A 6220-nucleotide genomic window follows, 5' to 3' on the forward strand; every position below is an offset into this window, starting at 1 on the left:
TTCAGGTTTTCAACCAGCTTGTCAGTGTCGAAGGAAACCTTACCGAATGGTACAGCAACGTTACCATCACGGTCAGTCCGGTAGGTAACTTGACCAGCCTTGGCATCAGAAACAGCCTTGGCAACGTCCATCGTAACCGTACCAGTCTTTGGGTTTGGCATTAAGCCCTTAGGACCAAGGACCCGACCCAAACGACCTACCTTAGGCATCATGTTTGGCGTTGCGATAGCAACATCAAAGTCGAGCCAGCCGTCTTGGATCTTTTCAACCAAGTCGTCAGAGCCGACAAAGTCAGCACCGGCATCTTGGGCAGCCTTGGCGTTTTCACCTTCAGCAAATACGATAACCGTTTGGTCCTTACCAGTACCGTTTGGCAAAACAACGGCACCACGTAATTGCTGGTCAGCTTGCTTAGTGTCAACGTTTAAGTTAAATGCAACTTCAACAGTTGAGTCGAAGTTAGCAAAGTCAATATCTTTTACTAATTGAACCGCGTCGTTAACAGCGTATTCCTTCTTGCTGTCAACCTTTTTAAGCGCGTCTTGGTACTTCTTACCACGATTCTTAGCCATCTTGTGTTTTCCTCCTTGCAAATGTGGTCTAGCGGAGTTAATACCTCCCACGGAGACGCATTACTTTGATAATACGTCCGGACTGCTTAGCAACTAGTCTTCAACAGTGAAGCCCATGCTGCGTGCAGTACCTTCAATCATGCGCATAGCTGCTTCTACGTCAGCTGCGTTTAGATCTTGCATCTTAGTTTCGGCAATTTCCTTAACTTGAGCCTTGGTTACAGAAGCAACCTTGTTCGTGTTAGGTTCACCGGAACCGTGTTCAACACCAGCGGCCTTCTTCAGTAAGACAGCAGCAGGTGGCGTCTTAGTAATGAAGTCAAATGAACGGTCCTCGTAAACGGTAATTACAACTGGGATCAGCATACCCTTTTGGTCTGCAGTCCGGGCGTTGAATTCCTTAGTGAAGCCCATGATGTTAATACCTGCTTGTCCAAGTGCAGGACCTACTGGTGGAGCTGGAGTAGCCGCACCGGCAGGGATTTGCAGCTTGACAACGTTAGCTACTTTCTTTGCCACGAGACAAAACCTCCTTAGTCCGTGTTGTGGTCATGATGAGGCAGAAAATTTACCTCTCCCACAGTATGTCGAATAGCATACCATAGAAACATACCACAGTTATCTCATAATTTCAAGTTCGTTTTCAGCGATTAATCAATCGTGGTGTCAACCTGGTCAAAGCCCAGTTCAGCGGAAGTTTCCCGGCCGAACATCTCGACGTTGACCTTGAGCTTTTGCTTCTCGTGGTCGACTTCGGTAACCTTCCCCGTCAGGTCGGCAAATGGTCCGGCGATTACCTTAACCGTGTCGCCTTCCTTGACGTCCAGGTCGCTGACGGTGATCTCGGCACCCATCCGCTTCATGATTCGTTCTACTTCTTCAGGAAGCAGTGGAGTTGGCTTGGAGCCACCACCATGGGAACCTAAGAAACCAGTAACGCCGGGAGTGTTCCGGGCGATGTACCATGCCTGGTCGGTCATGACCATTTCAACTAGGACGTAACCTGGGAAGGTGTTTTCAACAACTTCCTTGGCCTGGCCATCCTTCACTTGCCGAACCGTCTCGTTTGCGACAACAACCCGAAAGATGTAGTCCTGCATCCCCATTGACTGTGCCCGGGATTCCAGGTTGCTCTTAACCCGGTTCTCGTAACCGGAGTAAGTATGCAAGACGTACCAACGCTTTTCATGTGATTCCACGATAAATCCTCCTTAAAGATTAATGCTGTTTTGAATTTTCACCAAAATAAAAAACCTCGCTCGTCACGAAGTTCACCAAAACTTAGTATAACAGACAACCCACTGTTTGACCACATCTTAGACAAACAGTTTCATTAATAATTGAATCAACCAATCGAACAGGGCAAAGAACAGGACGAAGAACAACGTCAGTGAAATGACGATTGTCGTGTCGCGCCGGTTTTCCCTTGCAGTTGGCCAAACAACCAGCTTCATCTCATGGTTAACACTCTTGATAAATCGAATTAAGTGCATCCTTGCCTCCACCTACTTGCTCTCACGGTGAAGCGTGTATTCACCGCAGTGCTTGCAGAATTTGCGTAGTTCTAATCGTGATTGTCGCTGCGGATTAGCGGTGATGGTGTAATTACGCGCACCGCACTTGGTACATTCCAAGGCAACTTTTCGTTGGGACATACTACCGCCTCCATTCGTTAATAGGTTAGCACGGATTTCACATTTAAATCAACCAAATTACCATGCCCACGAAATAAAGAAGCTGGCGAAAAGACTTTTCGCTTTTTCGCCAGCTTCTTACTAGTTTTAGCTTTTGCTTTTCCAGCTTATTTTTGTCGTAACTCGGCAATCAGCTTGCGCCGGCTCCGGGTCAATGCACTGCGGATTTTGCGTTCGTCACATTCCAGCTCAATCTCCAGTTCTTCAAGGCTTTCCCCCTGATGAAGCAAGATAATGACCTGGCGTTCAAACGATGAACACCGTTGCATGAAAGCCATCAAGCATTTTTGGCAATACACGATGTCCTCTGGCCGATCATGGTGACCGTCCACCAGCAGGTTTGCCTCCTCATCCCCCAATGAGGACAGCTGGCTGGCAGGAATCCGTTTGCCAGCCTGACGGGCCCGATAAAGGTCCAAGAGCCGGTTGATCAGGCTCTGCTTGTAGAAACCGGCGAACTTAGTTGATGAAGCCCCCCGGTACCCCTTGAGGACCCGCATCAGGACGACCTCAGCCTCCTGTCGCCAATCCTCAAGCTCGAGGTCCGCCACATAATATTCTTGCCAGAGTCGACGAACCAGCGGCCAGTACTGATTAAACAGTTCCTGAAACTCCTTATCCTTTCCCGCCCTGGCTTCTACCAGGAGCTTTACTTCCTTTTGATCTTGATACTTGGTCTTGTTGGTGCAGTGCATATTTGCATTGCTCCTCCCTAATTTAATTGACCCGTCACGATTTCAACTAATGCTCATCGCCTTAGTTTCCGCCCAGCATGGTATTTACCTTCCCCATCGGTCGTCGAAAAAGCGCTTTCAATTCGGCGCTTATTTTCGTAAAACCCACGCGTCTGATACTAATTTAACAAACGGTCTCATTAGACAACAGCTATTTACTTGTTTAACGGAACGACTAATCGAACGGTATATTCCATATTAAGTAGACACATTAAGGAATAATCACTCATTATAGTTACAAATTTCACTAGCAAGCATCACTCACTAAAAGGTTGATAAGTGAAAGCGAATACAAAAAGCGACTTTTCGCAAAAAGCCGCTTTTTTACCATTATTTTAATGGGTGGCGAGAGCTAAATCCTTGATAGATCAGTAGACTGGCCGCAACACTGGCGTTTAAGCTCTGCACGTGCCCAATCATTGGAATCGTCAACATCTCGTCACAGGTTTTCTTCAGGAGAGCAGAAATTCCCTTGCCCTCATTCCCGATGACCAGGGCCACTGCCCCATGGGCATCCCAGGTCCGGTAATCCTTCCCCTTCATGTCGGTGCCGAAGAGCCAAACCCCCCGGTCTTGGAGTTCCTTGGCCGTTTGGACCAGGTTGGTAACCCGGGCCACCGGAACGTGTTCGATCGCCCCAGTCGAGGTCTTGGCCACCACGGAGGTCAACCCGACTGCCCGCCGCCGCGGAATGATGATCCCGTGCACTCCGGCCGCATCCGCCGTCCGGATAATAGAGCCGAGGTTGTGGGGGTCTTCCAGCTCGTCCAAGATCAGGAAGAACGGATCCTCGTCGTGCTTAGCCGCATTATCGAAGAGATCATCGATGGTTGCGTACTGGTAAGCGGCCACCGCCAGGGCAACCCCTTGGTGGTTCTGGTGGTCGGTCATCATGTCCAGCTTGTTCTTGGGAACGTTGGAGATGACCAGCCGCTTTTCCTTGGCCAGTTTGATGATCTGCGCGATGGCATCCGCCTTTAATCCGGACTGGATAAAGACCTTGTTGATCTCCTGGTCCGACTTGAGGGCCATGATCGCCGGATGCCGGCCGATGATAAAGTCAGTATTTTCAGTCTTCATGTTTTGTCCGCCCCGCTTCTACTTGTTCAATGCACCATGCTGCCAGTTCGCTCAAGCGCTCCTGCTGGCCCGAGAGCTGAAGGTACCCCATCAGGGCCTCAAAGCCTGTCGAGATCCGGTAGGTCAGGACCGCGGTGTGCTTGGCATGGGTATGGCTGTTGGCATTACGGCCCCGTTTGAAGTAGGCCCACTCCTCGTCTGTCAGCAAGTCGTCTTGCTTCATCAGGTCAATTAGGGCCGCCTGAGCCTTGGCAGAGACGTAATGCGTGGCGATGTGCTGAAGCTTGGTCGGCTTGCTCAGCCCCGTGCTCAGCAGGTGTTGGCGAATGAACACCTCGTAAACGGCATCACCGAGGTAGGCCAGGGCAATGCCATTCAATTGGCGATAGTCTGCTTTTTCCATTGTGATTAAAACTACTCCTTCTTGTACCGGGTTCCCTGAGGGGTATCCTCAAGAATGATTCCTTGTTTCTTTAAGTCGTCCCGGATTTGGTCGCTGCGGGCGAAGTCCTTGTTCTTTCGAGCCTCGTTCCGTTCTTCAATCAGCTGCTTGATCTGGTCGTCATCGATCTGGTTATCAGATGCCGTCAGCTTAACCCCAAAGATGCTCATCAGGGTTGCCAAAGTATCTTTCAGCGCCGCCAGGGTAGCAGCGTTGACCTGGTCTCTTTGGGCGTAAATGTTGGCGTACTTGACCAGCTCGTAAACCACGGCAATCCCGTTTTGAACATTGATGTCGTCATCCATCGCGTCGGTAAAGTGCTGCTTGAATTCGACCAGTTTGGCGTCTACATCCGGGTCCCCGCCAGCTTGAGCATCCTGTTGACGGTAGGTCAGGTTGTCGTAAGCCGTCTGGATGTGGTCGAGGTTGTTCTTAGCATCCGTCAGGTTGTCTTCACTGTACTGGATTGGCCGCCGGTACTGAGTGGTCGCCATGAAGAAGCGCAGCACCTGGGGATCCACTTTCTTGATGATGTCGTGGACCGTGATGAAGTTGTGCAGGGACTTGCTCATTTTCTCGTTGTCCTTACCGATGGTGACGAAGCCGTTGTGCATCCAGTAGCGGACGAATTGTTGGCCGTTTTCGGCCTCACTCTGAGCAATCTCATTTTCGTGGTGCGGGAATTCCAGGTCCTGTCCGCCGGCGTGAATATCAATCGTCTTGCCGAGGTACTTGGTCGACATCACGGAGCACTCAATGTGCCAACCGGGCCGCCCCTTACCCCACGGCGAGTCCCAACTAATTTCACCGGGCTTGGCCGCCTTCCAGAGGGCAAAGTCCATCGGGTCTTCCTTCTTATCCACCTCGTCGGCGCTGACGTGTTCACTGGCCCCCACTTCGAGGTCGTCGATCGACTGGCCGGACAGCTGACCGTAGTGTTTGAACTTCCGGGCCCGGTAGTAGACGTCGCCATCCTTGGCGTAGGCATAGCCCTTATCGATCAAGCCGCTGACGAACTTGATGATGTCGGGAATGTTTTCCGTAGCCCGTGGGTGCATGGTGGCCGGTTCGATGTTGATCGCTTCCGTATCCTCCATAAAGGCCTTGATGTACTTCTCCGCCAGCTGGGGAACCGTGATTCCCTGTTCATGGGCCGCCTTGATCATCTTGTCGTCAACGTCAGTGAAGTTGGAGACGTAGTTGACCTGGTAGCCCTTAAATTCAAGGTAGCGCCGCACCGTGTCGAAGGCGATTGCCGAACGGGCATTGCCGATGTGAATATAGTTGTAAACCGTCGGGCCACAGACATACATGTTAACAACGCCTGGATGCAGCGGCTTAAATTCTTCATTTTTCCTTGTCAGCGTATTATAAATTGTTAGCATATTATCCGCTCCCTCATCATTTACTTACAAATTGCTTTCTTAATCTTACCACAAACCGTCCCAATCCGCGCCCCATTGAGAAAGTCAGCACTTGAAAAGTTCTTTAAGACTTTGGTCATAATTTCTTCACATTCTACTGTTAGTATAATAACCGTAGTAAAGAAAGAGCTTTGCTACATCAATGAAACCTATTATTTTTCAATTACTCCTCCCAATAGTAACCGAAAAAATAATCATTACGAAATCTCCCCCAAGTTTTCGTAATACTCCCTATTATCGAGGGCGGCTGATCCCAGGCCGTCCTTTTCTTTTG

9 protein-coding genes are annotated in these 6220 nt (G+C 50.0%); all 9 read right to left on the minus strand.

Going from position 1 to position 6220, the window contains the following annotated elements:
- The coding region (gene rplA, locus ACI31J_RS07045) for a 50S ribosomal protein L1 (protein WP_439773718.1) at window positions 1-572 on the minus strand (572 nt) is incomplete at its 3' end.
- Between the two features lie 93 nt (window positions 573-665).
- Window positions 666-1091: a 50S ribosomal protein L11 gene (rplK, locus tag ACI31J_RS07050; protein WP_003717526.1), complete on the minus strand. Its 426-nt coding sequence runs from the start codon at window positions 1089-1091 to the stop codon at window positions 666-668.
- A gap of 131 nt (window positions 1092-1222) precedes the next feature.
- On the minus strand, window positions 1223-1771 hold the full coding sequence (gene nusG, locus ACI31J_RS07055) for a transcription termination/antitermination protein NusG (protein WP_439773719.1): 549 nt from the start codon (window positions 1769-1771) through the stop codon (window positions 1223-1225).
- A 117-nt stretch (window positions 1772-1888) separates the two neighbouring features.
- Window positions 1889-2065 (minus strand): preprotein translocase subunit SecE, encoded by a 177-nt coding sequence (gene secE / locus ACI31J_RS07060; protein WP_289560900.1) that lies wholly within the window; start codon window positions 2063-2065, stop codon window positions 1889-1891.
- A gap of 12 nt (window positions 2066-2077) precedes the next feature.
- Window positions 2078-2227 carry a 50S ribosomal protein L33 gene (rpmG, locus tag ACI31J_RS07065; protein ID WP_283594616.1) on the minus strand — a complete coding sequence of 50 codons (150 nt, stop codon included), beginning with the start codon at window positions 2225-2227 and terminating at the stop codon, window positions 2078-2080.
- A 146-nt stretch (window positions 2228-2373) separates the two neighbouring features.
- A complete protein-coding gene (locus ACI31J_RS07070; RefSeq protein ID WP_439773720.1) occupies window positions 2374-2961 on the minus strand; it encodes an RNA polymerase sigma factor in 588 nt (195 codons plus the stop codon).
- Window positions 2962-3330: 369 nt separating this feature from the next.
- Window positions 3331-4080 (minus strand): 23S rRNA (guanosine(2251)-2'-O)-methyltransferase RlmB, encoded by a 750-nt coding sequence (gene rlmB / locus ACI31J_RS07075; RefSeq protein WP_439773721.1) that lies wholly within the window; start codon window positions 4078-4080, stop codon window positions 3331-3333.
- On the minus strand, window positions 4070-4483 hold the full coding sequence (locus ACI31J_RS07080) for a Mini-ribonuclease 3 (RefSeq protein ID WP_439773722.1): 414 nt from the start codon (window positions 4481-4483) through the stop codon (window positions 4070-4072). Before ACI31J_RS07080 ends, rlmB begins: the two co-directional genes overlap by 11 nt.
- Before the next feature lie 11 nt (window positions 4484-4494).
- Window positions 4495-5907, minus strand: a complete 1413-nt coding sequence (gene cysS / locus ACI31J_RS07085; protein WP_439773723.1) for a cysteine--tRNA ligase — start codon at window positions 5905-5907, stop codon at window positions 4495-4497.
- Window positions 5908-6220: the final 313 nt, after the last annotated feature.

Source organism: Limosilactobacillus sp., from assembly GCF_051873075.1.
Lineage (GTDB): Bacteria > Bacillota > Bacilli > Lactobacillales > Lactobacillaceae > Limosilactobacillus.